This window comes from Pseudoduganella ginsengisoli (assembly GCF_009720865.1).
GTDB classification, from domain to species: domain Bacteria; phylum Pseudomonadota; class Gammaproteobacteria; order Burkholderiales; family Burkholderiaceae_D; genus Rugamonas; species Rugamonas ginsengisoli.
Window position 1 is genome coordinate 1 of the sequence record NZ_WNLA01000110.1, and the last position, 258, is coordinate 258.

The 258-nt window shown below is 63.2% G+C and carries 1 protein-coding gene; it reads left to right on the top strand.

The window, feature by feature from the left end:
- A partial coding sequence (locus GM668_RS30810; protein ID WP_170305936.1) for an Ig-like domain-containing protein occupies positions 1–258 on the top strand: 258 nt, incomplete at both ends.

Below are 258 nucleotides of genomic sequence, written 5' to 3' on the forward strand. Positions count from 1 at the left end.
TCAGCGAAGCGGTGACAGGATTGACCACGGCCGACCTGACGGTGGCCAACGGTTCCATAGCCTCGCTCAGTTCTTCCGATGGCGGCACCACGTGGACCGGTACGTACACGCCATCGAGCTCGGTCGACGATGCGACCAATGTCATCACACTCGACAACACGGGCGTACAGGATAGCGCCGGCAACGCCGGCAGCGGCAGCACCAGCTCGTCCAATTACACGGTAGCCACTGTGCGCCCCACAGCCACGGTTGCGCTGT